Source organism: Streptomyces sp. JNUCC 64 (assembly GCF_054484115.1).
Genome location: NZ_CM137015.1, coordinates 2104513 through 2130594, shown reverse-complemented (window position 1 = coordinate 2130594; position 26082 = coordinate 2104513). Strand labels below are relative to the sequence as shown.

The following is a 26082-nucleotide window of genomic DNA, read 5'->3' as shown; positions in this document are numbered from 1 at the left end:
GGCCAAGGGTAGACGGGGCTACAGATGGACGACCGGGCAGGTCAGGGTACGGGTGATGCCGTCCACTTGCTGGATCTTCGCGACCACCATGCGGCCCAGCTCGTCCACGGTCCGCGCCTCGGCCCGGACGATCACGTCGTACGGCCCGGTCACGTCCTCGGCCTGGAGCACTCCGGGGATCTTGCTGATGGTCTCGGCGACGGCCGACGCCTTGCCGACCTCCGTCTGGATCAGGATGTAAGCCTGTACCACGGAACCTCCAGGGCGGCCACGAGGATCATGCGGGGGAAAGGGACGCCACGTTATCGCGTCGCCGTGCGCCACGGGGAGACCCGCGGGCGCTGCGGCGCGCACGGGGTGCACACGCGGTGCGGGTTGACGGCCTGGTCCGCCCGCCGCGACGCCCCCGCAACCAGGACAGGGCCGATCCGGCGACCGGCGCGCGGCGCGCGTCCCGCCACCGGAACGCGGGTACGCCACCTCGGCGCGGAAGGGGCAGGACGATGAAGGGCACCGTGGGCGAACTGGGGGAGTTCGGGCTCATCAGGGAACTGACCGCCCGGCTCACCACCACCCCGGCGGTACGGCTGGGACCCGGGGACGACGCCGCGGTGGTGACCGCCCCGGACCGCCGGGTCGTCGCCAGCACCGACGTCCTGCTGGAGCACCGCCACTTCCGCCGCGACTGGTCCACCGCGTACGACGTGGGCCGCAAGGCCGCCGCCCAGAACCTCGCGGACATCGCCGCCATGGGCGCGGTGCCCACCGCGCTGCTCCTCGGGCTGGTGGTCCCCGCCGAACTGCCGGTGACCTGGCCGACCGAACTGATGGACGGACTGCGCGACGAGTGCCAGGTCGCGGGCGCCGCCGTGGTGGGCGGGGACGTCGTCCGGGGCGAGACGATCACCCTGTCGATCACCGCGCTCGGCGATCTGCGCAACCACGAGCCGGTCACCCGCGCCGGGGCCCAGCCCGGTGACGTGGTCGCCGTGACCGGTTGGCTCGGCTGGTCCGCCGCCGGGCACGCGGTGCTCTCCCGGGGCTTCCGCTCCCCGCGCGCCTTCGTGGAGGCCCACCGCAGACCGGAGCCGCCCTACCACGCCGGTCCGGCCGCCGCCGCGCTCGGCGCCACCGCCATGACCGACGTCAGCGACGGGCTGATCGCGGACCTCGGGCACATCGCCGAGTCCAGCAAGGTCCGCATCGACATCCGGTCCGCCGCCGTCGACGTGCCCTCCCAGATGAACGACATCGCGGCCGCCGTCGGCGTCGACCCGCTGCTGTGGGTGCTCACCGGCGGCGAGGACCACGCGATCGTGGCGACCTTCCCGCCGGACGTGAAGCTGCCCGCCCGCTGGCGGGTCATCGGCGAGGTGCTGCACCCCTCCGCGCTGCCCCAGGTCACCGTGGACGGCGCGGCCTGGACCCGGGCGGGCGGCTGGGACCACTTCGGCGACGGCGAGGGCTGACCCCTCCCGGCGACGGACTCCACCGGTCCGCACGGAACGGCGCGCCGCCCCGTCCGGACCACCGCACACCGCGCCCCGCACGGGAACCGGGGCGCCCCGACCGGACCGAGGACGACGATCACCATGACACCACCGCCCGCGCCCGCCTCCCCGGGACCGATACCCCGTCCCGCGCCGCCGCGCGTGCTCACCGTCGCCGGGTCCGACTCGGGCGGCGGGGCGGGCGTCCAGGCCGACCTCAAGACCATGCTGGCGCTCGGCACCCACGGGATGAGCGTGCTGACCGCCGTCACCGCGCAGAACTCCCGGGGCGTCCAGGGCGTCTGGGAACTGCCCGTCGCGGCGGTCCGCGCCCAGTACCGCAGCGTGGTCGACGACATCGGCGTCCAGGCGGTGAAGACCGGGATGCTCTCCTCCGCCGAACTGGTGGAGACGGTCGCCGGACTGCTCGCGGCCACCGACGCGCCCGTGGTGGTGGACCCGGTCGGGGTCTCCAAGCACGGGGACCCGCTGCTCGCCGCCTCGGCGCTGGACGCGGTGCGCCGGGAGCTGCTGCCGACGGCGACCGTCGCCACCCCCAACCTGGACGAGGTGGCCCAGCTCACCGGGATCACGGTGGTCTCGGAGGACGGGATGCGCCGGGCGGCCGACGCGGTGCTCGGCTTCGGCCCGCGCTGGGCGCTCATCAAGGGCGGACACCTCGCCGGGGACGCCGTCGACCTGCTCACCGACGGCGCCGAGGAGCACTGGCTGCGGGCGCCCCGGCTGGACAACCGGCACACCCACGGCACCGGCTGCACCCTGGCCAGCGCCATCGCCGCCCGGCTGGCCCACGGCGACCGGGTGCCGCGCGCGGTGACGGCGGCCAAGGCGTACGTGACCGGGGCGATCGGCGCCGGGTACGCGCTGGGCGCGGGCATCGGCCCGGTGGACCACGGCTGGCGGCTGCGGGACGCGGCGAGGGGCCCCGAGGGGGAGGCCACGGGGCCGGTGTAGGACCCGTCGGCCGGAGCCGGTCGCGCGGTTCCGGCACCGGCCGTTCCCGGCACCGGCCGTTCCGGCACTGGCCTTCCGGCACCGGCCGTTCCCGGCCCCGGACGGGTCGGGTGCCCGGGCGGCCGACGGCTGGTCCGTCCGGCCCCGACACGGGCCCGGCCCCGACACGGGCCCGGCCTCGGCCCCCGGTCGGTCCCCGGCCTCGGCCCGGTACCGGCCCGGCCTCGGCCCCCGGTCGGTCCCGGCCCGTCCCCCTACGGCCCGTCCGCACCCGGTCCGTCAGCCTCTGACCCGTCCGGCTCCGGAGCCCCGACCGCTACTCCTGGACGTCCGCGTCCGGCCCGTCCCTCTCCGGCCCGTCCGCCTCTGGCCCGTCCGGGTCCGGAGCCCCGTCCGGCTCCGGCGCCCCGGCCGCCGCCTCGGCCAGCCGGGCCGAGAGGCCGCGCAGCCGGGCCACCAGCTCTGGTGGCCCGTGCACCGTGAACCGGGCCCCCAGCAGCCCCACCCACAGGGCCAGCTCGTCCAACGAGTCCGAGCCCGCCGTCAGCAGACAGCTCCCCTCGTCCAGCGCCTCCACCGTCGCCGCCGACGGGGACGTCCGCTCCGCCACCCGGGCCGCCGGGGCGTACACGGTGAAGCGTCCCCGGTAGCGGTAGGGGGCGGTGGACAGCCCGCGCGAGGCGTAGTCGGCCAGATCGGCGGCGGGCGGTTCGCGCGGGACGAAACGGGGGCCGTTCGGGACGCGCGGGGTCAGCCGGTCCGCGCGGAAGGTCCGCCAGCCGGACCGGGACGGGTCGTACGCGACGAGGTACCAGCGGCGTCCGGTGGCGACCAGCCGGTGCGGCTCGACCTCCCGCCGGGACACGGTGCCGTCATGGGACCGGTAGTCGAACCGCAGGCCCTCGTGGTCCCGGCAGGCCGCCGCCAGCGCGGTCAGGATTCCGGGGGCGACCGTCGGCCCGCCGTCCGGCACCGCCACCGTCATCGCCCCCAGGGCGCCCACCCGGTGCCGCAGCCGGGACGGGAGCACCCGCTCCAGCTTGGCGAGCGCCCGCACCGAACTCTCCGCGACGCCCTCGACCCCGCCGCCCGCCGTGGCGCGCAGCCCCACCACGACGGCCACCGCCTCCTCGTCGTCCAGCAGCAGCGGAGGCAGCCGGGCCCCGGCGCCGAGCCGGTACCCGGCCACTCCGGCGCTGGCGTGGACGGGGTAGCCGAGGTCGCGCAGCCGCTCCACGTCCCGGCGGACGGTGCGCGGGGTGACGCCGAGCCGGGCGGCCAGCTCCGCGCCCGACCGGTCCCGGTGGTCCTGGAGGAGTGAGAGAAGTCGCAGCAGTCGTGTCGAAGTCGTTTCCACGGGTTCCACTCTGCCCGCCACCTAGGACACATCCTGTCCTCACCCCCGCCTACTGTCCTCCTCATGACCACCGAGAACGGCGCACGGCGCGACCAGCGGACCAACCACCCCGGCACCCACCCCGACCCCGAGAGCGACGGCACGGCGATCCGGCCCTTCCGGATCGCCGTGCCCCAGAGCGAGCTGGACGACCTGCGCGACCGGCTGCTGCGCACCCGCTGGCCCCGGGAGGTCCCCGGACAGGGCTGGCGGCGCGGGGTCCCCGTCGACTACCTGCGGGAGCTGGTCGCCCACTGGGCCGACCACTACGACTGGCGCCGCTGGGAGGCCCGGCTCAACGCCCACCCCCAGTTCACGACCACCATCGACGGCCAGGACGTCCACTTCCTGCACGTCCGCTCGGCCCGGCCGGACGCGCTGCCGCTGGTGCTGACCCACGGCTGGCCCGGCTCGGTGGTGGAGTTCCTGGAGCTGGTCGAGCCGCTGTCCCGCGACTTCCACCTGGTGATCCCGTCCATCCCGGGCTTCGGCTTCTCCGGCCCCACCACGGAGGCGGGCTGGTCCACCGAGCGGATCGCCGCGGCCTGGGCGGAACTGATGCGCAGGCTCGGCTACCGGCGGTACGGGGCGCACGGCGGCGATTTCGGCAGCGGGATCTCCCGCGCCCTCGCCGCGCTCGCGCCGGAGAACGTCGTCGCCCTGCACGTCAACGGCGGCACCACCTACCCCAGCGCCGCCGAGGACGACCCGACCCTCACCGAGCGGGAGCGGGCCCGGGTCCGCCGGATGAACACCTTCATGAACGAGGCGGGCGGCTACCTCGCCGTCCAGTCGACCCGTCCGCAGACCCTCGCGTACGGGCTCACGGACTCACCGGTCGGCCAGCTCGCCTGGATCGCCGACAAGTTCCGCGACATGACGGACCTGGCGAAGGACCTCCCCGACGAGGCGATCGGCCGTGAGGTGCTCCTCACCCATGCCACCCTCTACTGGCTCACCGCCACCGCCGGGTCCTCGGCGGCCCTGTACTACGAGGACGCCCGGAGCTGGGGCGAGCCGCAACCTTTGGAGGTGCCGCTCGCGGTCGCCCAGTTCACCGTCCAGGACATCGCCCTGCGCCGGGACGAGGAACGCCTCAACAACCTCGTCCGCTGGACCGACCACGACCGGGGAGGACACTTCGCGGCGTTGGAGGCGCCGGACCTGCTCCTGGCGGACCTGAGGGAGTTCTTCGCGGACTACCGACCGTGACGGGACCGTCCCGCTAGGAGACCGTCCGCGCACACGAAGAAGCCGGTCCGCCCCGAAGGGTGGACCGGCTTTTCAGCAACCAGCAAGTGGCCGCGCTAAAGCTTTACGTCAGCGCGAGACCTTGCCGGCCTTGATGCACGAGGTGCAGACGTTGAGCCGCTTCGGCGTCCGACCGACCACGGCACGCACGCGCTGGATGTTGGGGTTCCAGCGACGGGACGTACGGCGGTGCGAGTGGGAGATGTTGTTGCCGAAGCCCGGCCCCTTGCCGCAGACGTCGCAGTTGGCAGCCACGGGTCACTCCAAAGACTTCAGATGCACTTACGGTTGAACCCGGCATGCCGGGATCAGTGATCGGGTGGCGGTGCCAGGGGGAAGGCCCGATGTGTATCGGGCAACCGGAGCAGCATACTACGGCCGCGTCGGTAGAACGAAACTACCATGGTCGCCCCGGACCCACCTCGGCCACCGCCCCCGGTGCCGTCCCGTCCCGGTCGTCCCGGGGTCTACGCTGCGTCGCAGTCCGGATGGCCGAAGAGAGGCGAGCAGGTGCCCCAGATCCTCGACGCCGTCACGGTGCGTGCCTGGTGCGCGCGGTCCCTGGAGGCGCTGGGCCGGGCCCGCGAGGAGATCGACGCGATCAACGTCTACCCCGTCGCGGACGGGGACACCGGGACCAACCTCTATCTGACGCTGGAGTCCGCGACCCGGGCCGTGGAAGCGGTGTTCGCCGGGCACGAGCCGGACCTCCCGGCCACCTCCGAGGTGGTGCGCGCGATGGCGCACGGCGCGCTGATCGGCGCGCGCGGCAACTCCGGCACGATCCTCGCCCAACTGCTGCGGGGCATGTCCCAGGTGCTCGCCGCCGACCCGTCGCAACCGTCCGACCCTTCCGCCCGGCCTGCCCCGTCGGCCCTGTCCGGCCCGTCGGCCCCGTCCGGCCCGTCCGGTCCATCGCGGCCGGGCGTCCCGTCGGGCCCGTATCCGTCCGGTGCTCCGGGAGCTCCGGGGGAGCCGGGGCCCCGCGCCGGGGAGCCCTCCGGGGACGGGCCCCGGCTGCGCCGGGCGCTGCGCCGGGCCGCCGAGTCGGCGTACGAGGCGGTGGCCCACCCCGTCGAGGGCACCGTCCTGACCGTGGCCACCGCGGCGGCGGACGCGGCGGACACCGCCGGGGACGACTGCCGCGCCGTGGTGCGCGCCGCGTACCGGGGCGCCGTGGCCGCGCTGGAGGCCACCCCCGGACAGCTCGCCGTCCTCGGCCGGGCGGGCGTCGTGGACGCCGGGGGCCGGGGCCTGGTGGCCGTCCTCGGGGCCCTGGTGGAGGCGCTGACCGGGGAGCGGCCGGTGCCGGTCCCGCCGTCGGGCCCCGCGCGCGCCGGGGCCGTCCCCCTGGAGGGCGCCGGGGCGGACACCGGAACCGGCACCGGGACGGACGGCGGAACAGGCGCCGGAGCGGACGCCGGGGCGTGCGACGAGACCGGTGATCCGGCCGGATCGGCCTACGAGGTGATCTACCTGCTGGAGGCCGCCGACGCCCCCGTCGAACGGCTGCGGGCCCGGCTGGACGCCCTGGGCGACTCCCTGGTGGTGGTCGGCGGGGACGGGCTGTGGAACGTCCATGTGCACGTGCGCACCGCGGGCGACGCGGGCGCCGCCGTGGAGGCCGGGGTGGAGGCGGGCCGCCCCTACCGCATCCGCCTCACCCACTTCGGTGCCGACGACGCGCACACCGCCAGGCCCGGCGGCCCGGCGGCGGACGCCGCCCCCGTCCAGCGGGCGATCGTGGCCGTGGTCTCCGGCGAGGGACTGGCGGAGCTGTACGCCGAGGCCGGCGCGGTGCCCGTGCTCGCCCGCCCCGGGGAGCCCCCGGCCAGCGGGGAACTGGCGCAGGCCGTCGTCCGGTCCCGGGCCCGCGAGGTGGTGCTGCTGCCCAACGACGCCGGACTGCGGCACGTGGCCGCGGCGGCGGCCGAGCAGGCCCGCGCCGACGGGGTGCGGGTCGCGCTCATCCCCACCCGGTCCGTGGTCCAGGGCATCGCCGCGCTCGCGGTCCACGAACCGGGCCGCCGCTTCGACGAGGACGTGGTGGCGATGACCTCCGCGGCCGGCGCCACCCGGTACGGCGAGCTGGCCGTCGCGGAACGGCAGTCCTGGACCATGGCGGGCATCTGCCAGGCCGGGGACGTGCTGGGCCTGATCGACGGGGACGTGGCCGTGATCGGACCGCCCACCGGCCCCGGCCCGGGAACCCCGGACGCGCCCCCGGCCCCGCACGCCGACACCGCCCCGGCCCCGGCCCCGGCCCCGGCCCCGGACCCTGCCCCGGCCCTGGACCCCGGCCCGGTCCCGGGCCCCGCCCCGACCCCGGACCCCGGCACGGACCCCGCCCCGCCCTCCGTCGCCGACGGCGTCCCGGACCCGGCGGGGGAGCCGGAACGGCCCCGGGCGGCGGGGGAACCCACGACGGCCCCCGACCCCGAACTGCTCGCCCGGACCGCCGTCACCGTCCTGGACCGGATGCTCGCGGCGGGCGGCGAACTGGTCACCCTGGTGCTCGGCGACGACGCCCCCGACAGCGTCGCGCGACGGCTGGAACGCCATGTACGGGACGCGCACCTCGCGGTGGACACCGTCGTCTACCGGGGCGGCCGTCACTCGGCGCTGCTCCTCATCGGGGTCGAGTAGCCGACCCGGGCGCGCCGCTGGCCCGCGGCCGGTCCCCGGGGTGACGGGAACGCCTCCCGAAACGAACGAACGCGGACGGAATCGACGGAACCGGGCGAACCCGCCCGCACCGGGGGTGGCGCGGGGCGCGCTGTCAGTGGCGTGGTGTGCAATGGACGGGTGTCCGCGCTCGAAGAACCGCTGAAGAAGGACCTGGGAGCCGCCACCGCGAAGGTGCTCGCCGAGGGGCTCGGCCTGCGCACCGTCGGCGACCTCCTCCACCACTACCCCCGGCGCTACGCCGAGCGCGGCGAGCTGACCCGGCTCGCCGACCTCCCCCTGGACGAGCACGTCACGGTGGTCGCCCAGGTGGAGACCGCCCGGGTGCTCCGGTTCAACGGGGGCAGCGGGCAGCGGCTGGAGGTGGTGATCACCGACGGTGGCGGGCGCCTCCAGCTCGTCTTCTTCGGCCGGGGCGTCCACAAGCCCCACAAGGACCTGCTGCCCGGCACCCGGGCGATGTTCGCGGGCAAGGTCTCCCTGTTCAACCGCAAGCTCCAGCTCGCCCACCCCGCCTACGCCCTGCTGCACCGCGACCCGGACGCCCCGGAGGACGACGGGGAGGGGGCCGCCGTCGACTCCTGGGCGGGAGCCCTCATCCCGATCTACCCGGCCACCGCCAAGATGGAGTCCTGGAAGATCGCCAAGGCGGTGGACACGGTCCTCGCCAAGGCGGCGGAGGCGGTGGACCCGCTGCCCCCCGCGCTCCGCGAGGGCCGTGGCCTGATCCCGCTGCCCGAAGCCCTGCGCCTCATCCACCGTCCGCGCACCAAGGCCGACGTGGAACGGGCCCGGGCCCGGCTGAAGTGGGACGAGGCGTTCGTCCTCCAAGTGGCGCTGGCCCGCCGCCGCCACAGCGACACCCAGCTCCCCGCCACCCCCCGCGCGCCCGGCCCGGACGGGATCCTCACCGCCTTCGACGCCCGGCTGCCCTTCACCCTCACCGAGGGACAGCGGAAGGTCAGCGGCGAGATCTTCGCCGACCTCGCCACCCGGCACCCCATGCACCGGCTGCTCCAGGGCGAGGTCGGCTCCGGCAAGACCCTGGTGGCCCTGCGGGCGATGCTCGCGGTGGTCGACGCGGGCGGACAGGCCGCGATGCTCGCGCCCACCGAGGTCCTCGCCCAGCAGCACCACCGCTCCGTCACCGAGATGATGGGCGAGCTGGCCGAGGGCGGGCTGCTCGGCGGCGCCGACCACGCCACCAAGGTCGTGCTGCTCACCGGCTCCATGGGGACGGCGGCCCGCCGCCAGGCCCTGCTGGACCTGGTCACCGGGGAGGCGGGCCTGGTGATCGGCACCCACGCCCTGATCGAGGACAAGGTCCGCTTCCACGACCTGGGCCTGGTCGTCGTCGACGAACAGCACCGCTTCGGCGTCGAACAGCGCGACGCCCTGCGCGGCAAGGGCCCCGCCGGGGACGACGGCGAGCGGCGCGTCCCGCACCTCCTGGTGATGACCGCCACCCCCATCCCGCGCACGGTGGCGATGACCGTCTTCGGGGACCTGGAGACCTCCGTCCTCGACCAGCTGCCCGCCGGACGCTCCCCGATCGCCAGCCATGTGGTGCCCGCCGCCGACAAACCGCACTTCCTCACCCGGGCCTGGGAACGCGTCCGCGAGGAGGTCGCCAAGGGCCACCAGGCGTACGTGGTGTGCCCCCGCATCGGTGACGAGGCCGACCGGGCCGCGGCCTCCGGCACGGAGGGCGGCGCCAAGGCGGCGAAAGCGGCGAAGGCCGCGGCGGCCCGCGAGGAGGCGGAGGCGACCGCCGACCGGCGGCCCCCGCTGGCGGTCCTGGACGTCGCCGCCGACCTCGCCCGGGGCCCGCTCGCCGGACTCGCCGTCGAGGTGCTGCACGGACGGATGGCCCCCGAGGACAAGGACGCGGTGATGCGCCGGTTCACCGAGGGGCGCACCCAGGTCCTGGTCGCCACCACGGTCATCGAGGTCGGCGTCAACGTCCCCAACGCCACCGCCATGGTGATCATGGACGCCGACCGCTTCGGCGTCTCCCAGCTGCACCAGCTGCGCGGCCGGGTCGGACGGGGCTCGGCGCCCGGGCTCTGTCTGCTGGTCAGCGAGATGCCCGAGGCGAGCGCCGCCCGGGCCCGGCTGGAAGCGGTCGCCGGCACCCTGGACGGCTTCGAGCTGTCCCGGGTCGACCTGGAACAGCGCCGGGAGGGCGACGTCCTCGGCCAGGCCCAGTCCGGGGTGCGGTCCTCGCTGCGGGTGCTCACCGTGCTCGGCGACGAGGACGTCATCGCCGAGGCCCGCCAGGAGGCCACCGCCGTGGTCACCGCCGATCCGGAGCTGACGGCGCTGCCCGGGCTGCGGGTGGCGCTGGACGCGCTCGTCGACGAGGAACGCGAGCGCTACCTGGAGAAGGGCTGACGGCGCGCCCGGCCGCCTCCGGCCCCGTACGCCTATCGTGGGGGTGTCCGCACCGACCGCACCACGAAGGACCCGACCGCACATGACCCGCGTGATCGCCGGGCTCGCCGGAGGACGGCGGCTGGCCGTCCCCCCGGGCAACGGCACCCGCCCCACCTCGGACCGCGCGCGAGAAGGGCTCTTCTCGACCTGGCAGTCCCTGCTCGGCACCCTCGACGGCATCCGGGTGGCCGATCTGTACGCCGGGTCCGGCGCCGTCGCCCTGGAGGCGCTGTCCCGGGGCGCGGCCCACGCGCTGCTCGTCGAGGCGGACGCCCGCGCCGCCCGGGTGGTCCGGGAGAACGTCCGGGCGCTCGGACTGCCCGGCGCCGAGGTCCGCGCCGGACGCGCGGAACAGGTCGCCGCGGGCCCGCCGCCCGCCGCCCCCTACGACGTCCTCTTCCTGGACCCCCCGTACGCCGTCACCAACGGCGATCTTGAGGAGATCCTGCTCACACTCCGGGCCGGGGGATGGCTCGCGGCCGACGCGCTCGTCACCGTGGAGCGCAGCACCCGGGGCGGTGCGTTCCCCTGGCCCGACGGCTTCGAGCCACTCCGGTCCCGGCGCTACGGCGAGGGGACGTTTTGGTACGGTCGCGCCGCCGCCACCAGCGGTACCGCCCCCACGTGCGACCACGCACCATGACCGGACCGGAGAGCGAGGAACCACAGTTGCGCCGCGCCGTCTGTCCGGGGTCCTTCGACCCCATCACCAATGGCCACATCGACATCATCGCCCGTGCCTCCAAGCTGTACGACGAGGTCTACGTCGCGGTGATGATCAACCAGTCCAAGCAGGGGCTGTTCGAGGTCGACGAACGGATCGCCCTGATCCGCGAGGTCACCGCCGAGTACGCCAACGTCCGGGTGGAGTCGTTCCACGGACTCCTGGTCGACTTCTGCAAACAGCGCGAGATCCCCGCCATCGTCAAGGGACTGCGGGCGGTCAGCGACTTCGACTACGAACTCCAGATGGCCCAGATGAACATCGGCCTCTCCGGTATCGAGACCCTCTTCGTCCCCACCAACCCGACCTACAGCTTCCTGTCGTCCTCCCTGGTCAAGGAGGTCGCGGCCTGGGGCGGCGACGTCTCCCACCTGGTCCCCCCGACGGTGCTCGACGCCCTGGTGGGCAGGCTCCGGGAGCGCCGCGAAGCGGGCCGCTGACGACGCCCGGGGCACCGGTGCGCCCCCTGGCGGGGCGCACCCCCGGCGGAGCGCGCCCCCACGCCCGGCGCGCGCCGTCCCCGCGCTGTCCGCCGCTGTCCAGCGGGTGCCGTCCGGCGCCCGGACGGCACCCCGGGCCCGTACAGTCGCCTTGTCCGTCTTCGACCGGGACGCGTCGGGACACGTCGAGGCACAGGGAGTGGCGAGCACACGGTGGACGTGCAGAAGAAGCTGGATGAGATCGTCGCGACCGTCGGCAACGCCCGCTCGATGCCCATGTCCGCCTCGTGCGTGGTCAACCGGGCCGAACTGCTCGCGCTGCTCGACGAGGTGCGCCGGGCCCTGCCCGGTTCCCTGGAGCAGGCCCGCGAACTCCTCGGCGACCGGGAGGGCATGGTCGCCGGGGCCCGCGCCGAGGCCGAGCGGATCATCGACGCCGCCCACCGGGAGCGCGGCTCGCTGATCGCGGACACCGAGGTCGCCCGCCGCTCCCGGCAGGAGGCCGACCGGATCCTCGACGACGCCCGCCGGGAGGCCGGGGAGGTCCGCGCCGAGGCCGACGACTACGTCGACTCCAAGCTGGCCAACTTCGAGGTCGTCCTCACCAAGACCCTCGGTTCGGTCGGCCGGGGCCGGGAGAAGCTGCTGGGCACCGGGACGGGCCCCGGCCCCGACGGACGCGAGGACCCCGACTACGCGGAGGCCCCCGAGCGCAGCCCCGACCCGGAGACCCAGCGCCGCCGCGCCGACCAGTACGTGGACGCCAAGCTCGGCGCGTTCGAGGCGGTGCTCGCCAAGACCCTGGAGGCGGTCGGCCGGGGACGGCAGAAGCTGCACGGCCGGGTCGCGGAGGACGAACTGGGCCTGCTCGCGGACGGCACCGACGCCCCCCGCCCCACCAGCGACGCCGACTACCTGGCCGACCTCGCGGGCCTCGCGCCCGGCGCCCCGGCCGTCCCCCCGCCCCCGCGCCCCGCGCCGCCCCTCCCGACGGAACCCGCCGCCGCGCGGACCCCGTCCCCGGCCGGTGACGGGTACGGGACGGACGGTCCGTACGGCCAGGACGGTCCGTCCGAGCGGGACGGCGCGTACGCCCCGGCCGGCGACGGGTACGGCCGGAACGACGTCCACGCGCGGGACGGCGTCCACGCCCAGGGCGCCGGACACCGCCGGGACGACGTCCACGGCCCGGCCGACGGGTACCACCGGGACGGACCCGCCGACGGACCGGCCGGGACCTACGTCCACGGCCGGGCCAGCACCTACGGCCGGGACGGCATGTACGTGCGGGACGACGTCTACGGGCCGCCCGGCGACGCGGGACGGCCCGTGGCCGCCGCCCCGCACGACCCGCGCACCGTCTACGGCCACCAGGACCCCTACGGCTACCCGACGCCCGGCTACCCGGACCCGTACCCGTCCGCCGGAAACCGGGACGACGGTCACGGGACCGGCCGCTCCCCGTCCACCGGCACGCCCCTGGAGACCCCGGACGGCCCGGGCGCGGCCCCTGACGGTCACGGCGGTCCCGGCCGTCACGGAGGCCCCGTCGTCGGTCACGGAGGGCCGCCCCCGCTCCCGGCGCCCCGCCCCGCCGCCCTCGACGAGGCCAGCCTGTTCGACACCGGCATGATCACCCCCGACCAGCTCCGCCGGTACGAACAGGGCCGCTGACCGGCCCCGCCGCCCGGACCGGGCCCGCCCGCCGACGTCCCCTCCCCGGACCCGGCCCCGTCCGGTTCATCCGGTCCGTCCGGACCCGATCCTCGTCCGCGCCCCCGGCGGACCCCTCCCCGGGCCCCCTCCGGAGCGGGAACGGGGAGCGCGATTGGGACCAGGGGGAAAGGTCCAGTATCCTGGCTCTTCGGTCGTGTGCGTCGAGCGCGCGTCCGTCCCCTTCGCAGCTCGCCGGGCCCTTCCGTGTGGGCACCGACGACCGAAAGCAGTCATGGCCCTGAACGCCCGCCTGGATCATCGCGACCCCCTCGTGTTCGACACGCACGAGCTGGGGCGGCGTCCCGGTGGACTCCAGCGGCTGACCCGCACGGTCGACGCGCCCTCCGGGGACGCCGTCTTCGGTGTCCCCGGGGTCATCGGAGTGCCCGCGGGCGCCCCGGTGCGACTGGAACTCCGGCTGGAGTCGGTCATGGAAGGGGTGCTTGTCACAGGCACCGCCCATGCCACCGCCGAGGGGGAGTGCGTAAGGTGTCTGGAGCCGCTGGAGCTGGAGCTCACGGCGGACTTCCAGGAGATGTTCTCGTACCCCGAGACCGACAACCGGGGCCGTGTGACCACGGAGCCGGAAGACGGTGACGAGGAGGGCGAGGACAGGCTCTTCATCGAGGACGGCCTGATCGGCCTCGAAGCCGTGCTGCGCGATGCGGTGGTGCTCGCACTGCCCATGCAGCCGGTGTGCCAGGACGACTGTCAGGGCCTGTGCTCCGAGTGCGGAGTGCGGCTCGCGGACGACCCGGACCACCAGCACGACGCCGTCGACATCCGTTGGGCGGCACTGCAAGGACTCGCTGACTCCATCCAGGACGGCGAGAAGGACGATTTGAGCGGCGCCGAAGCGGGCGTCGACGAGAAGCAGGAGAAGTAGCTGTGGCTGTTCCGAAGCGGAAGATGTCGCGCAGCAACACGCGCCACCGCCGGTCGCAGTGGAAGGCTGCGGTCCCCACTCTGGTCGCGTGCGAGCGCTGCCACGAGCCCAAGCTGCAGCACATCGCGTGCCCGGCTTGCGGCACCTACAACAAGCGCCAGGTCCTCGAGGTCTGAGCGGCTGGTGAGGGGCACGATGCCAGACGCCAAGAAGAGTGACCCCCGTCAGACCGGGGGTGGCCCGGCGGCTTCGTCCCACACGCTTCTGGAAGGGCGGCTCGGCTATCAGCTCGAGTCCGCCCTTCTCGTGCGTGCGCTGACCCATCGCTCGTACGCGTACGAGAACGGCGGTCTGCCGACCAACGAGCGGCTGGAGTTCCTCGGGGACTCCGTGCTCGGCCTGGTCGTCACCGACACGCTGTACCGCAGCCACCCCGATCTGCCCGAGGGGCAGCTCGCCAAGCTGCGGGCCGCGGTGGTCAACTCGCGCGCGCTCGCGGAGGTGGGGCGCGGTCTTGACCTCGGCGCGTTCATCCGGCTGGGCCGGGGCGAAGAGGGCACCGGCGGCCGGGACAAGGCGTCGATCCTCGCCGACACCCTGGAAGCGGTGATCGGCGCGGTCTATCTCGACCAGGGACTCGACGCGGCCGCGGAGCTGGTCCACCGGCTCTTCGACCCGTTGATCGAGAAGTCCTCCAACCTCGGTGCCGGACTGGACTGGAAGACCAGCCTCCAGGAACTCACCGCGACCGAGGGCCTCGGGGTCCCGGAGTACCTGGTCACCGAGACCGGGCCGGACCACGAGAAGACCTTCACCGCTGCCGCCCGCGTCGGAGGCGTCTCGTACGGCACCGGCACCGGCCGCAGCAAGAAGGAAGCGGAGCAGCAGGCCGCCGAGTCGGCCTGGCGGTCCATCCGCGCCGACGCGGACGCCCGCGCGGCCGAGGCGGCCCGGGCCGCCGAAGCCGAAGCGGTCGAGGCCGAGGGGAACGCCGACACCTCCTCGGCCACCGCCTGACCCGCTTCCCGTGAGCGCCCGCCCCCACCGGGGCGGGCGCTCACGCCGTCCCTCCCCCGACCGCGCCGACCGAGGACCACGCATGCCCGAACTGCCGGAAGTCGAAGTGGTGCGGCGCGGACTGGCCCGCTGGGTCGCCGGGCGGACCGTCGCCGAGGTCGAGGTGCGCCATCCGCGCGCCGTGCGCCGCCACCCCGCCGGAGCGGGGGACTTCGCCCTGCGCCTCACCGGCGAGCGGATCGGGGAGCCCCGGCGCCGGGGCAAGTACCTGTGGCTGCCGCTCACCGACCCCGACGGCGGCACCGGCACCGCGGTCCTCGCGCACCTGGGCATGAGCGGTCAGCTCCTGGTCCAGCCGCAGGACGCCCCCGACGAGCGGCACCTGAGGGTCCGGGTCCGCTTCGACGACACCACCGGCACCGAACTGCGCTTCGTCGACCAGCGCACCTTCGGCGGGCTGAGCCTCCACGACACCACCCCGGACGGCCTCCCCGACGTCATCGCGCACATCGCCCGCGACCCCCTGGACCCGCTCTTCGACGAGACGGCCTTCCGCACCGCGCTGCGCCGCCGCCGGACCACCGTCAAACGGGCCCTCCTGGACCAGTCGCTGATCAGCGGCGTCGGCAACATCTACGCCGACGAGGCGCTGTGGCGCTCCCGGCTGCACTACGACCGCCCCACCGCGACCCTCACCGCCCCCCGGACCACCGAACTCCTCGGCCACGTCCGGGACGTGATGAACGCGGCGCTCTCCGTCGGCGGCACCAGCTTCGACAGCCTCTACGTCAATGTGAACGGGGAGTCCGGGTACTTCGACCGCTCCCTGGACGCGTACGGACGGGAAGGGCTGCCCTGCCACCGCTGCGGCACCCCGATGCGGCGGAGCCCCTGGATGAACCGGTCCAGCTACTACTGCCCGCGCTGTCAGCGCCCGCCCCGCGCCACGGACTGACGCCCGCCCCCCGGTGCGCCCGGCCCCGGACGGGGAACGGGCGCACCCGGTCCACCGGCCGTCGCGACCCGCTTCCGGACCCCGGCTTCCGGACGTCGGAAGCCGGAGTCCGGCGGGCCGGAAGCTCGGAGCGGGAGCCCGGTGGCCCGGAAGTCCGGAGCGGGAGCCCGGCGGGCCGGAAGCCGAAGCGGTCCGGGTGTCAGAAGCCGAAGTTCTGGGTCCACCACGGGCCGCCGGACGCGAAGTGCGCGCCCACGCCCAGCGTGGTGAAGTCGCAGTTCAGGATGTTGGCCCGATGCCCCGGGCTGTCCATCCAGGCGGCCATGACCGCCGCCGCGTCGCTCTGGCCCCGGGCGATGTTCTCCCCGCCCAGCTCCACGCCCGCCGCCTTCGCCCGGTCCCAGGGGGTGTCCCCGTCCGGGTCGGTGTGGTCGAAGAAGCCCCGGGCCGCCATGTCCTTGCTGAAGTCCTCTGCGAGGCGCGCCAGCCCGGCGTCGGCGGTGACCGGACGACAGCCCACCTTGGCCCGCTCCTGGTTGACCAGTGCCAGCACCTGGGCCTCCGGGGTTCCGCCGGAGGGGACCTCGGCGGGGGGCGGGGGCGCCGCCGGGGTGGACGGCGCGGGCTTGGTGGCCGGGGCGGTGGCGCTCGGCGCCGCCTTCGGCGGGGTGGACGGGCGGGTGGTGGGCGCGGTGGTCTTCGGCGCGGGCGCGGACTCCTTGCGGGGGGCGGGCGCGGAGGGCTTCGCCGACGAGCGGGACGGCCGCTCGTCCCCGCTCCGCTCCCGGTCCGCCGCCGCCCGGTCCCCGGCTCCGGCTCCGGCGGAGGGCGTGGCGGGCGTGGGGGAGGAGGGCTTCGCGGGGGCGCTCGGCCCGCCGTCGGCCTCCACCGCGCTCGGTCCGGCGCCGGTCTCCACCCGCTCGGCGGCCCCGCCGCCGTACGAGGTGGGGGAGTCGCCGCCCGGCAGCACCCCGGAGGCCATGGCCACCGCGCCGAACGCCACGGCGGCGGACACCCCGAGCAGTCCGGTGCGCACCGGGGTGGACATCCGCTTGCGGGACCCCCGGCGCGCGGACGCGTCCCCGGCCGGGGACGGGACCAGCGGCAGGGCCGTGGTCGCCGCGGTCGGGTCGTCGTCGGGGGTGTCGGGGAAGGTGCCCGGGACGGTCAGATCGGGGAAGCCGTCGGCGGCGCTCCGGCCCGTCCCGCCCGTGCCCGGCGCGGCGCCGTATCCGGCGAGGCCACGACCGTACGCGGAGGAACCGCCGTACGTCTCGTCGTAGCGGGGGACGGGCGCGGTGTCGTCGTAGTAGGGGGACGGGTACGGGTCGTCGTGGCCCCAGGCGTCACTCCGGTCCCAGGCGTCCTCGTGACCCGTGGGGTCGCCGTGGCCCACCGGGTCGGGGTGGCCGCCGCGCGCGTACGGCTCCGGGTGCCCCGTCGCCAGGGTCCCGCCGCCGTGGGAGGGGACCCCGCCGGAGTGCGGGGCGTCGTCGTACGGGAAGCCGCCGGGGTACGGGGCGTAGGGGCGCGCCACCGGGTTCCCGCCGTCCGGAGCGTCACCCGGGAACGCCGCGCCGGGCAGGTCCCCCTCGGGCCCGGGGTACGGGGCGTACCCGTCGTACGCCGGGTCGGCGTCCGGCGCGTCGGCGCGCAGATAGGCGGCCGACGGAGCGGACGCGCCCTCGCCGGGCGCCGTTTCGGGCCGGTACGGCGTGGTGCCGTCGGTACCGGAAACGGGTCCGGTGGGTCCCGCGGCGGAGCGTCGGTGACGTCCCATGGTCCTGTCCCGGCCTTTCTGTTCCTCGCTGTCAATGCGACTCCCCCATTCGGGTGAGCCTCATTGCGTGGGGACGCTACCCCATGCCACAAGAGGAGGAAGTGCCCAAAGGCCATTTCGCCGGTTACCGTGCGCCCATGAAGGAAGAAGCGAGGCTCACGGCATGGGTACGCGGCCGTGTACAGGGAGTGGGTTTCCGCTGGTACACGCGGGCCAAAGCGCTGGAGATCGGCGGGCTGAGTGGTTTTGCTCTCAATTTGGACGACGGCCGCGTCCAAGTGGTCGCGGAAGGCCCCCGCGACGCCTGCGACACCTTGCTGGAGTGGCTCGACCGGGGCGACACGCCGGGCCGGGTGGACGGGGTGACCGAGATCTGGGGCACACCGCGCGGTGGGTACGACGGCTTCGCGATCCGCTGAGGGAGAGGCCCAGGGCGGCTCCCGGGCGCTCCGGAGGGGAGCGTTCCGGGGGCCGTGCCGCAGGGGAAAGCCGCTGGTGGTTGCCGAGGGGGACGGGCCGTGACAGGCTCGGCGGAGGGGGCGGACCACACGCTCCCGGGGCCCCGAGGACGGTGCCCGGCCGGTCCGTTCCCGGCCCGTAGCGCCCCGGCGGCCCATCGGCACGGGGTGTGATCGTGTTGACCGTCAAACTTTTTGGTGAGACTCTGGAAGCCCCGCGCACCTTACCTGTTTGGCATGCAGAACGGCAGCGAGAACTCAAGAGTGCCAAGCACCGCGGGTGCGAATCCCTCTCGACCCAACCGCTTCGGTCGGTCACTCATTGTGGAGGACCATCCATCATGGCAAAGGCGCTTCTCGGTTACGTCGGCGGCTCCGACCCGCGACTCCTCGCCGAGATGCGACGGCTCCAGCAGCGCGTCCAGGATCTTGAGTCCGAGCTCGTACGGATTCAGGCCGAGAACGACGCGCTCGCGGCTGCCGCTTCTCACGACAGCGAATCGCTCCTCAAGAGCATCGACGTTCCCCAGGCGGAGCCTGCGCTCACCTGACCACTCGCTGAGCACCGCTTGACACGTGGTCGGGCCCGCCCAACAACCGCTATACCGTGATCGCTCGCCCGATCTGCAAGGGACGCTTCGGCGTCCCTTCTGTCATGTGGTCCCCGTTCCGGCAGCCCCCTCCTTCGCCGTTACTTTCTGATGTGCCCTGCACATTCCCCGGTGAAACCGCGATATCCCCGCCGGAGCCCGTCGGCCCCGCCCCGCACCGGGGAACCAGGGGCCCGGAGCCGCCCCCGCGCACCGGGCCGGTAATCCCGGCGCCCGGCCTCACCGGGGCTTCGGCGGGAGGGCGGTAAAGTCCGGGGGCGTGCACCTCAAGGCCCTGACCCTGCGCGGTTTCAAATCCTTCGCGTCCACCACGACGCTGCGATTCGAACCCGGCATCACCTGCGTCGTCGGACCGAACGGCTCCGGCAAGTCCAATGTCGTCGACGCCCTGAGCTGGGTCATGGGCGAACAGGGCGCGAAATCCCTGCGCGGCGGCAAGATGGAAGACGTCATCTTCGCCGGAACCACCGGCCGCCCCCCGCTCGGCCGGGCCGAGGTCTCCCTCACGATCGACAACTCCGACGGCGCCCTGCCCATCGAGTACGCCGAAGTCACCATCACCCGGATCATGTTCCGCAACGGCGGCAGCGAATACCAGATCAACGGGGACACCTGCCGACTCCTCGACATCCAGGAATTGCTCTCCGACTCCGGAATCGGCCGCGAAATGCACGTGATCGTCGGCCAGGGGCAACTCGACTCCGTCCTGCACGCCGATCCCACCGGCCGCCGCGCCTTCATCGAAGAGGCCGCGGGCGTCCTCAAACACCGCAAGCGCAAGGAGAAGGCGCTGCGGAAACTCGACGCGATGCGGGCGAACCTCGCCCGGGTCCAGGACCTCACCGAGGAACTCCGCCGCCAGCTCAAACCCCTGGGACGGCAGGCCGCCGCCGCCCGCCGCGCCACCGTCATCCAGGCCGAGCTGCGCGACGCCCGGCTGCGGCTGCTCGCCGACGACCTCGTCACCCTGCGCGCCGCCCTCGCCGCCGAGGTCGCCGACGAGACCGAACTGAAGCGCCGCCAGGAGGAGGCCCGGGCCGCCCTCACCGCCGCGCTCGCCCACGAGGGACGGCTGGAGGACGAGGTCCGGCGGCTCACCCCCCGCCTCGAACGCGCCCGGCGCACCCACTTCGACCTCTCCCGCCTCGCCGAACGCGTCCGGGGCACCGTCTCCCTCGCGGACGCCCGGATCACCAGCGCCACCACCGCCCCCGAGGCCGAACGCCGGGGCCGGGACCCCGAGGACCTGGAGCGCGAGGCCGCCCGCATCCGCGACCAGGAGGCCGAACTGACGGCCGCCCTCGAAGCCGCCGCGCACGCCCTGGAGGACACCGTCGCCCACCGGGCCGACCTGGAACGGGCGCTGCTCGCCGAGGAGCGCCGGCTCAAGGACGTGGCCCGCGCCGTCGCCGAACGCCGTGAGGGGATCGCCCGGCTCGGCGGCCGGGTCGCCGCCGCCCGCAGCCGGGTCGCCGCCGCCGAAGCCGAGGCCGAACGGCTCGCCGCCGCCCGTGACGCCGCCCGGGACCGGGCCGCCACCGCCCGCCGGGAACACGAACGGCTGCGGACCGAGGTCGACGGCCGGGGCGCCGGGGACGCGGAACTCGACGCCCGCCACGAAGCCGCCCGCACCGCCCTCGCCGCCGCCGGGACCGCCCTCGCCGAGGCCCGCGACGCGGCCACCGCCGCCGACCGCCGCCGCGCCGCCGTCGCCGCCCGCCGGGACGCGCTCGCCCCCGCGCTGCGCGGCGCCGACGGCACCGCCGCCCTGCTCGCCGCCCGGGACGCCCTCACCGGGGTGCTCGGCCCCGCCGCCACGCTGCTCACCGTCGAGAGGGGCCGGGAGGTCCCCGTCGCGGCCGTCTTCGGAGCCGCCGCCGACGCCCTCGCCGTCACCTCGCCCGCCCAGGCCGCCGAGGCCATCCGGCTGCTGCGCAAACAGGACGGCGGCCGGGCCGCGCTGCTCCTCGCCGACGCCCCCGAACCGGCGGGGACGGCCCCCCGCCCCGCCCTGCGCGGCGACTGGCGGTACGCGGCCGACCTGGTGCGCGGCCCCGGCGAACTGATGCCCTCGGTACGGCGGCTGCTCGCCGGATACGTCGTGGTGGCCACCCTGGAGGACGCCGAGGACCTGGTCCGCGCCCATCCCGGGCTCACCGCCGTCACCGCCGAGGGCGATCTGCTCGGGGCGCACTTCGCGCACGGCGGGTCCGCCGGGGCGCCCAGCCTCCTGGAGGTGCGGGCGGCGGTCGACGAGGCCACCGCCGAACTGACCGCGCTCGACGAGCGGTGCGCGGTCCTCGCCGACGAGGAGCGCGCCGCCCGGGAACGGCGCGCCGAACGCACCGCGCTGGTCGAGGAGCTCGCCGCCCGGCGCTCCGAAGCCGACCGGGCCAGGTCCTCGGTCGCCCAGCGGCTCGGCGCGCTCGCCGGACAGGCGCGCGGCGCCGAGGAGGAGGCCGCCCGCGCGGTGGCCGCCGCCGACCGCGCCGGGGAGGGACTGCACCGGGTCCGCGAGGAGGCCGCCGAACTCGCCGAACGCCTCGCCGTCGCCGAGGAGCACGCCGCCCTCGCCGACGAGGACGAGGAGGACGGCGGCACCCACGCCCGCGACCGGCTCGCCGCCGACGGGGCCAACGCCCGGCAGACCGAGATGGAGGCCCGGCTCCAGGTCCGCACCCACGAGGAGCGGGTCAAGGCGCTCGCCGGACGGGCCGACGGACTCGACCGGGCGGCCCGCGCCGAACGCGAGGCCCGCGCCCGCGCCGAACGCCGCGCCGCCCGGCTCCGCCACGAGGCGTCCGTGGCGACCGCCGTCGCCTCCGGCGCCCGGCAGCTCCTCGCCCACGTCGAGGTCTCCCTGACCCGGGCCGAGGGCGAACGGATCGCCGCCGAACGGGACCGGGGGGAACGGGAAGGGGAGCTGACCGGCGCCCGGACCGCCGCCCGCGAACTGAAGACCACGCTCGACCGGCTCACCGACTCGGTGCACCGGGGCGAGGTGCTGGGCGCCGAGAAACGGCTGCGCGTGGAACAACTGGAGGCCCGGGCGCTGGAGGAACTCGGCGTGGAGCCCGCCGCCCTCGTCGACGAGTACGGTCCGGACCGGCCGGTGCCCCCGCCCCCGCCCGCCGACGGCGGACCCGCCGGGGACCCGGCCGGTCCGCGCGACGGTCCGCGCCCCTTCGTCCGAGCCGAACAGGAGAAGCGGCTGCGGGCCGCCGAACGCGCCTACCAGCAGCTCGGCAAGGTCAACCCGCTGGCGCTGGAGGAGTTCGCGGCACTGGAGGAACGCCACCGCTTCCTCGGGGAACAGCTCACCGATCTGCGCAAGACCCGCGCGGACCTGCTCCAGGTGGTCAAGGAGGTCGACGAACGGGTCGAACGGGTCTTCGCGGAGGCGTACCGGGACACCGCCCGGGAGTTCGAGGGCGTCTTCGCCCGGCTCTTCCCCGGCGGCGAGGGACGGCTCGTCCTCACCGACCCGGACTCCCTGCTGACCACCGGGGTCGACGTGGAGGCCCGGCCCCCCGGCAAGAAGGTCAAACGGCTGTCGCTGCTCTCCGGCGGGGAGCGCTCGCTGACGGCCGTCGCCCTGCTGGTCGCGATCTTCAAGGCGCGGCCCAGCCCGTTCTACGTGATGGACGAGGTCGAGGCCGCCCTCGACGACACCAACCTCCAGCGCCTCATCCGCATCATGCGGGAACTCCAGGAGGCGTCCCAGCTGATCGTCATCACCCATCAGAAGCGGACCATGGAGGTCGCGGACGCGCTGTACGGGGTGTCGATGCAGGGCGACGGGGTGTCCAAGGTGATCAGCCAGCGACTGCGCTGAGCCCGTCGGGCGGCGGCCCGGCGCGGGGGAGTACCAGGGCGCCGGGCGGGTACGCGGACCCCGTCGTTCACCCGTTCAGGGGGAGCCCGGGTCCCTCCCGGGGCACCCCGGCCGTCCCCCGGTGGTGGGGGGTGCCGAGCTGTGCCCCACTGGAAGGACTCGCCCGCCCCGTGGCCCCAGGAGTGAGACGTGACCAGTGCGGCGACCCCGCCCCCCGCCCGCGAGGCGCCCCCCGAACACCTCGGCCACGTCGTCTTCATCGCGGCGTCCGCCGCCATGGGCGGCTTCCTGTTCGGCTACGACAGCTCCGTCATCAACGGGGCCGTCGAGGCGATCCGCGACCGCTACGACATCGGCTCCGCCGCGCTCGCCCAGGTCATCGCCATCGCCCTGATCGGCTGTGCGATCGGCGCGGCCACGGCGGGCCGGATCGCCGACCGGATCGGCCGCATCCGCTGCATGCGGATCGCGGCGGCCCTGTTCATGGTGAGCGCCGTCGGCTCGGCGCTCCCGTTCGCCCTCTACGACCTGGCGTTCTGGCGGATCGTCGGCGGCTTCGCCATCGGCATGGCCTCGGTGATCGGCCCCGCGTACATCGCGGAGGTGTCGCCGCCCGCCTACCGGGGACGGCTCGGCTCGTTCCAGCAGGCCGCGATCGTCATCGGCATCGCCACCTCCCAGCTGGTGAACTGGGGCATCCTCCAGGCCGCCGACGGCGACCAGCGCGGCGAACTGCTGGGGGTGGAGGCGTGGCAGGTGATGCTCGGGGTGATGGTGCTCCCCGCCGCCCTCTACGGGCTGCTGTCCTTCGCCATCCCCGAGTCGCCGCGCTATCTGATCTCGGCGGGCAAACGGGACCGGGCCCGGACCGTGCTGCGCGAGGTCGAGGGCGACGACGTGGACCTGGACGCCCGGATCGACGAGATCGAACAGAAGCTGCGCGGCGAGCACAAGCCCACCTTCCGGGATCTGCTCGGCGGCCGGTTCTGGTTCCTGCCGATCGTCTGGGTCGGCATCGGGCTCTCCGCGTTCCAGCAGCTCGTCGGCATCAACGTGGCGTTCTACTACTCGTCGACGCTGTGGCAGTCGGTAGGGGTGGACCCCACCGAGTCGTTCTTCTACTCCTTCACCACGTCGATCATCAACATCGTCGGCACGGTGGTCGCGATGGTCTTCGTGGACCGGATCGGCCGCCGTCCGCTGGCCCTCATCGGCTCGGTCGGCATGGCCGTCGGCCTCGCCCTGGAGGCGTGGGCCTTCAGCTACGACCTGGTGGACGGCAAACTGCCGGAGACCCAGGGCTGGGTGGCGCTGGTGGCCGCCCACTGGTTCGTGTTCTTCTTCGCGATGTCCTGGGGCGTGGTCGTCTGGGTGTTCCTCGGCGAGATGTTCCCCAACCGGATCCGCGCGGCGGCCCTGGGCGTCGCCGCCTCCGCCCAGTGGATCGCCAACTGGGTCATCACCGCGACCTTCCCGTCCCTGGCCGACTGGAACCTGTCCGCCACGTACGTCATCTACGCCTGCTTCGCGACCCTCTCCATCCCGTTCGTGCTGCGCTTCGTCCGGGAGACCAAGGGCAAGACCCTGGAGGAGATGGGCTGACCCCGCCCGTTTCCGGTCCGGCCCCGGGCCGTGACGGGTCGCCCGCGCGATTCCCCGCGCCCCTGACGGGCGCCCGACAGGGGCGCGGGGAACGGCGCGGGCAACATACGACGGGCCGCGCCCGGGAAACGACCCCAGGGCGTACGGCGTGTCCGAAAAGGGGCGCGGGGAACGGCGCGACCAGCCACCACCGGGCCCGCACCCGCGAACGCGCCCCCGGAAGCAGGACCCAGGGGCGCGGGGAACCGCGCGAACGGCCACAGCGGGCCTGCGGACCGGAGGCCCCTTCCGCCATGGCGCGGGGGAGGGGCCGGTGCCCGGTGCCCGGGGACCGGGTGCCGTCGGACGGGTCAGAACTCGTCGGTGGTGTGCGGCAGCAGCGCGGTGCGGGAGGCCGCCCCGAACAGCGCGGCGGCACCCGGACGGTGCTCGGTGAGCAGCCCCGCCCGCAGCAGCGCGGCCGGGTCGGTGCCGCCCAGATAGCAGGCGGCCAGCTCCCGGACGTCCACCGTCAGGTCCGGGGCGTCGTCGGTGCGGACCGCCCGGGCCCGGTGGACGTCCCCGTCCGGCTTCGCCGTCAGCCGGTAACGGCCCGCGTTCCCCGGCACCCCCCGGTCGGTGACCTCCAGGACCAGGTCCAGCGGGGCCGACCAGGTACGGCCCTCCAGCGCGGCCGGGACGTCCGCCAGCCGCACCCACAGCGCCGGGAACTCCCGCACCACGTCGACCTGGTCGCGGTCGGCGAACCGGAGCAGCGGATCGTCCAGCGGACGGCCCCAGGCCCGCACCTTGTCGACCAGGTCGATGGAGACCAGGTACCGCCACAGGGCGGCCGCGACGCGCGGCGACTCGGCCTCCAGCTCGGCCACGTGCGCGGTGCCGCGCCCCTCGTCGTCGCTCTTGGTGCGGTAGACCACGTACCCCGCCGGGGGTTCGCCCGGCTCGCCCAGGGTCACCACCCGGGGCTCTGACATGTCCTCGTCCTCCTCCAGCGTCTCCGGCAGGACGTGGGTGCGCCACCACCACTCGGGGCGCGCGACCCGGCCCGCCCGCTCCCGGCGGGACGCCTCGTGCCGGGCCCCGACGACCTCGTGCGCCGTGGCGAAGGGCACCAGCCGCAGCGGCCGCTCGTCCGGCTCGATCCGCAGGTCGAGGGGATAGGTGGCGTCGATGGTCACCGTGTAGGCGTGGGTCGCGGGCTCGAAGCCGAAGCGCCCGTAGATCGCCGTCTCCGAGACCCACAGCGCCGCCAGCGGTCTGCCCTGGGCGGCGCAGCGCCGCCACAGCTCGTCGACCATGCCGGTGAGGACGCCGCGACGGCGGTGGGTGGGCGCCACCGAGACGAAGGTGACGCCCGCGGCGGGGAGCGAGCCGCCGGGGACGGACAGGTCGAGGTCGTGGGCCGCGAGCAGTCCGACGAGGTCGTCGCCGTCGTAGGCGCCGATCCGCTCGCAGCGGGCGAGCATGTCCCGGTGGACGTCGCGGGTCTCGTCCTCCGGGGTCTTCTCCAGGAAGACCAGGTAGTGCAGGGTCAGGGCCCGGTCCAGATCGGCCTCGGGGATCGTGCGGTACTCCAACGTCATGGCCGCGACGCTAACCCGGGTCCCCGGGGTGGGTCATCGGGTTTTCCGGGGGCGCGGACGCGTCCTTCCCCTCGGGCCGCCGGGGCTCCCCGCCCCGGCCCTGAGCGCGCTTGACGGCTGGTCGCGCGGTTCCCCGCCCCCCCGACGGGGCTGGTCCGTCTGTGACCGCGGCCCGGTGGTGGCTGGTCGCGCCGTTCCCCGCGCCCCTGGCGGGGCGCTGTCCGGGGCCGGTGTTCTGCCTC

At 75.0% G+C, this 26082-nt stretch carries 20 protein-coding genes and 1 pseudogene; 16 read left to right on the top strand and 5 right to left on the bottom strand.

Annotated elements, in window-relative coordinates; genetic code table 11:
- Positions 1-18: 18 nt before the first annotated feature.
- Positions 19-252, bottom strand: a complete 234-nt coding sequence (locus tag ACVWNX_RS08280) for an Lrp/AsnC family transcriptional regulator (protein WP_454413237.1) — start codon at positions 250-252, stop codon at positions 19-21.
- A gap of 251 nt (positions 253-503) precedes the next feature.
- Here ACVWNX_RS08280 and ACVWNX_RS08275 point away from each other — a divergent pair, with 251 nt between their 5' ends.
- Both ACVWNX_RS08275 and thiD read left to right on the top strand, forming a co-directional pair.
- Positions 504-1469, top strand: coding sequence for a thiamine-phosphate kinase (locus ACVWNX_RS08275; RefSeq protein WP_454413236.1), 966 nt, complete (start codon positions 504-506; stop codon positions 1467-1469).
- A 123-nt stretch (positions 1470-1592) separates the two neighbouring features.
- Complete coding sequence (gene thiD / locus ACVWNX_RS08270) at positions 1593-2465, top strand: bifunctional hydroxymethylpyrimidine kinase/phosphomethylpyrimidine kinase (RefSeq protein ID WP_454413235.1); 873 nt, start codon at positions 1593-1595, stop codon at positions 2463-2465.
- Between the two features lie 316 nt (positions 2466-2781).
- Here thiD and ACVWNX_RS08265 read toward each other — a convergent pair whose 3' ends face one another.
- Positions 2782-3822 (bottom strand): helix-turn-helix transcriptional regulator, encoded by a 1041-nt coding sequence (locus ACVWNX_RS08265; protein WP_454413234.1) that lies wholly within the window; start codon positions 3820-3822, stop codon positions 2782-2784.
- 63 nt (positions 3823-3885) lie between these two features.
- On the opposite strand from ACVWNX_RS08265, the gene ACVWNX_RS08260 reads away from it, so the two are divergent.
- Complete coding sequence (locus ACVWNX_RS08260; RefSeq protein ID WP_454413233.1) at positions 3886-5073, top strand: epoxide hydrolase family protein; 1188 nt, start codon at positions 3886-3888, stop codon at positions 5071-5073.
- Positions 5074-5181: 108 nt separating this feature from the next.
- On the opposite strand, the gene rpmB is transcribed toward ACVWNX_RS08260, so the two are convergent.
- The gene (gene rpmB / locus ACVWNX_RS08255; protein WP_003957616.1) at positions 5182-5367 is read right to left on the bottom strand and encodes a 50S ribosomal protein L28; all 186 of its coding nucleotides are present in this window, start codon (positions 5365-5367) and stop codon (positions 5182-5184) included.
- A gap of 255 nt (positions 5368-5622) precedes the next feature.
- Between rpmB and ACVWNX_RS08250 the strand changes: the two genes are divergently transcribed.
- The 9 genes and pseudogenes from ACVWNX_RS08250 to mutM all read left to right on the top strand — a co-directional run bounded on the left by ACVWNX_RS08250 (position 5623) and on the right by mutM (position 15971).
- Positions 5623-7758, top strand: a complete 2136-nt coding sequence (locus tag ACVWNX_RS08250) for a DAK2 domain-containing protein (RefSeq protein WP_454413232.1) — start codon at positions 5623-5625, stop codon at positions 7756-7758.
- 159 nt (positions 7759-7917) lie between these two features.
- Positions 7918-10191, top strand: a complete 2274-nt coding sequence (gene recG, locus ACVWNX_RS08245) for an ATP-dependent DNA helicase RecG (RefSeq protein ID WP_454413231.1) — start codon at positions 7918-7920, stop codon at positions 10189-10191.
- An 82-nt stretch (positions 10192-10273) separates the two neighbouring features.
- Positions 10274-10876: a 16S rRNA (guanine(966)-N(2))-methyltransferase RsmD gene (gene rsmD, locus ACVWNX_RS08240; RefSeq protein WP_454413230.1), complete on the top strand. Its 603-nt coding sequence runs from the start codon at positions 10274-10276 to the stop codon at positions 10874-10876.
- Between the two features lie 26 nt (positions 10877-10902).
- Positions 10903-11397: a pantetheine-phosphate adenylyltransferase gene (gene coaD, locus ACVWNX_RS08235; protein WP_454414676.1), complete on the top strand. Its 495-nt coding sequence runs from the start codon at positions 10903-10905 to the stop codon at positions 11395-11397.
- A 213-nt stretch (positions 11398-11610) separates the two neighbouring features.
- Positions 11611-12501 (top strand): annotated as a pseudogene (locus ACVWNX_RS08230) (ATP synthase subunit B family protein); the annotation flags it as partial.
- Between the two features lie 844 nt (positions 12502-13345).
- Positions 13346-13999 (top strand): YceD family protein, encoded by a 654-nt coding sequence (locus tag ACVWNX_RS08225; protein ID WP_454413229.1) that lies wholly within the window; start codon positions 13346-13348, stop codon positions 13997-13999.
- A gap of 2 nt (positions 14000-14001) precedes the next feature.
- Positions 14002-14175 (top strand): 50S ribosomal protein L32, encoded by a 174-nt coding sequence (gene rpmF / locus ACVWNX_RS08220; protein ID WP_006139588.1) that lies wholly within the window; start codon positions 14002-14004, stop codon positions 14173-14175.
- A gap of 7 nt (positions 14176-14182) precedes the next feature.
- A complete protein-coding gene (gene rnc, locus ACVWNX_RS08215; RefSeq protein WP_454413228.1) occupies positions 14183-15016 on the top strand; it encodes a ribonuclease III in 834 nt (277 codons plus the stop codon).
- An 82-nt stretch (positions 15017-15098) separates the two neighbouring features.
- On the top strand, positions 15099-15971 hold the full coding sequence (gene mutM, locus ACVWNX_RS08210; RefSeq protein WP_454413227.1) for a bifunctional DNA-formamidopyrimidine glycosylase/DNA-(apurinic or apyrimidinic site) lyase: 873 nt from the start codon (positions 15099-15101) through the stop codon (positions 15969-15971).
- 199 nt (positions 15972-16170) lie between these two features.
- On the opposite strand, the gene ACVWNX_RS08205 is transcribed toward mutM, so the two are convergent.
- Positions 16171-17751, bottom strand: coding sequence for a CAP domain-containing protein (locus ACVWNX_RS08205; protein WP_454413226.1), 1581 nt, complete (start codon positions 17749-17751; stop codon positions 16171-16173).
- Between the two features lie 137 nt (positions 17752-17888).
- Here ACVWNX_RS08205 and ACVWNX_RS08200 point away from each other — a divergent pair, with 137 nt between their 5' ends.
- The 4 genes from ACVWNX_RS08200 to ACVWNX_RS08185 all read left to right on the top strand — a co-directional run bounded on the left by ACVWNX_RS08200 (position 17889) and on the right by ACVWNX_RS08185 (position 24257).
- Positions 17889-18170, top strand: a complete 282-nt coding sequence (locus ACVWNX_RS08200) for an acylphosphatase (protein WP_454413225.1) — start codon at positions 17889-17891, stop codon at positions 18168-18170.
- A 380-nt stretch (positions 18171-18550) separates the two neighbouring features.
- Positions 18551-18760, top strand: coding sequence for a hypothetical protein (locus tag ACVWNX_RS08195; RefSeq protein WP_454413224.1), 210 nt, complete (start codon positions 18551-18553; stop codon positions 18758-18760).
- 319 nt (positions 18761-19079) lie between these two features.
- Positions 19080-22655 (top strand): chromosome segregation protein SMC, encoded by a 3576-nt coding sequence (gene smc / locus ACVWNX_RS08190; RefSeq protein ID WP_454413223.1) that lies wholly within the window; start codon positions 19080-19082, stop codon positions 22653-22655.
- 189 nt (positions 22656-22844) lie between these two features.
- Positions 22845-24257, top strand: a complete 1413-nt coding sequence (locus ACVWNX_RS08185) for a sugar porter family MFS transporter (protein ID WP_454413222.1) — start codon at positions 22845-22847, stop codon at positions 24255-24257.
- Between the two features lie 350 nt (positions 24258-24607).
- Here the strand turns inward: ACVWNX_RS08185 and ACVWNX_RS08180 are convergent, their stop codons facing one another.
- A complete protein-coding gene (locus tag ACVWNX_RS08180; protein WP_454413221.1) occupies positions 24608-25840 on the bottom strand; it encodes a GNAT family N-acetyltransferase in 1233 nt (410 codons plus the stop codon).
- Positions 25841-26082: the final 242 nt, after the last annotated feature.